This is a genomic window from Pseudomonas sp. HMWF006 (assembly GCF_003061205.1).
GTDB classification, from domain to species: Bacteria; Pseudomonadota; Gammaproteobacteria; order Pseudomonadales; family Pseudomonadaceae; genus Aquipseudomonas; species Aquipseudomonas monsensis.
Window position 1 is genome coordinate 5,061 of record NZ_QAIU01000350.1, and the last position, 1,869, is coordinate 6,929.

2 protein-coding genes are annotated in these 1,869 nt (G+C 62.8%); both read right to left on the reverse strand.

Translation table 11 applies throughout. The features are described 5' to 3' along the window. Positions 1–803, reverse strand: an 803-nt coding sequence (locus tag DBR24_RS14350) for an FtsW/RodA/SpoVE family cell cycle protein (protein ID WP_371921287.1), incomplete at its 3' end; no start/stop codon positions are given. Further along, the coding region (murD, locus tag DBR24_RS14355; RefSeq protein WP_128615094.1) for a UDP-N-acetylmuramoyl-L-alanine--D-glutamate ligase at positions 800–1,869 on the reverse strand (1,070 nt) is incomplete at its 5' end. The genes DBR24_RS14350 and murD, both read right to left, overlap by 4 nt.

Here is a 1,869-nt window from a genome sequence, read left to right on the forward strand (position 1 = left end):
TGTTTCTGCACGCTGTTGCCCAGGCCGACGCCCAGCCACTCACCGCGACCGAAAGCGATCAACGCCTGCGACAACTGATAGCCGGCGCCGAACTGGTCGGCCCACGGGTCGGCGAAGTTGGTCAGACGCGCCATCCGGTACGGCTGCATTTGAATCAGCAAGACCACGGCGCCGACCGCCAACACCACCATCAGCGAGAAGCGGAACAACCCGACCCCGCCGAGGAACAGCATGGCTGCTGCCGCCCCCATCATCACGACGGTGGCACCGAAGTCCGGTTCCATCAGCAACAGGCCGGCCATTGGCAGCAGCACGATGAATGGCTTGAAGAAGCCCATCCAGCTTTCGCGCACTTCTTTCTGACGACGTACCAGATAACCGGCGAGGTAGATCACCACAAACACCTTGGCGATCTCGGAGGGCTGAACGTTGAAGAAGCTGAAACCGATCCAGCGCATCGACCCGTTCACTTCACGGCCGATCCCCGGGACGATCACCATCACCAGCAGACCGAATGCGCCGATCAGCATCATCCAGCCCAGACGCTGCCAGGTGGCGATCGGAATCATCATGGTCACGATGCAGGCACCCAGGCCCAGCGCCACGTAGATCAGGTGGCGAATCATGTAGTACAGCGCGCTGCCCGATTGCGCCGCCGCCACTTCGGTGGACGCCGAGGCAATCATGATCAGGCCCAGGCCCAGCAGCGCCAGGCAACCGGCGAGCATCGGGAAGTCGAGGTCGATGCCACGCCCGGTGATGATCGGCGACGGGTACGGCTTGATGATATTGCGCAGACTCATACCAGATCCTCCACGGCGCGGACGAACTGGTGACCACGGTCTTCGTAATTCTTGAACATGTCGAAACTGGCGCAGGCTGGCGACAGCAGCACCACGTCACCCGGTTGGGCGACCGCACGGCATTGCTCGACGGCTTCGACCAGCGAACCGGCATGAATCAGCGGCACGGCGTCGCCAATGGCTTCGCCGATCTTGTCAGAGTCGCGGCCCATCAGGATCACGGCGCGGCAGTTGGCCGCTACCGGATCGCGCAGATCGTTGAATTCGGCACCCTTGCCATCGCCACCGGCAATCAGAATGACCTTGCCGGCGATGTCCGCACCGAGGCCTTCGATGGCGGCCAGAGCGGCGCCAACGTTGGTCGCTTTGGAATCGTTGTAGTACGCCACGCCATCGAGATCACGCACCCATTGGCAGCGATGTTCGAGACCGGCAAACGTACGCAGTGCCGAGAGCATCGCATCGAACGGCAGGCCCACCGCATGGCCGAGCGCCAGTGCAGCGAGGGCGTTGGACTGGTTGTGCGCGCCACGAATCTTCAGCTCGCGCACCGGCATCAGGTTCTGGAATTCGAAGGCCAGATACTTCTCGCCGTTCTCTTCACGGATACCGAAAGCCTTGAAGTCCGGTTTGGTCAGGCCGAAGGTCCAGCAAGGCTGGCCCTCGCCCATCAACGGACGGCTCAGCGCATCCTGACGGTTGACCACGAACTGCTTCGCGCCGCGGAAGATCCGGTGTTTGGCCAGGTGATACGCCGGCAGGCCGCTGTAGCGGTCCATGTGGTCTTCGCTGATGTTCAGCACGGTGGCCACTTCGGCGTTGAGCTGGTCGGTGGTTTCCAGCTGAAAACTCGACAGTTCCATCACGTACAGCTCGACGTCGTCGCTGAGCAGATCCAGCGCCGGAGTGCCGAGGTTGCCGCCGACCGCAACGCGCTTGCCCGCCGCTGCCGCCATCTCGCCGACCAGGGTGGTGACGGTGCTTTTCGCGTTGGAACCGCTGATGGCCACGATCGGCGCCTGCGCGTTACGCGCGAACAGCTCGATGTCGCCGGACAGTTTCACGC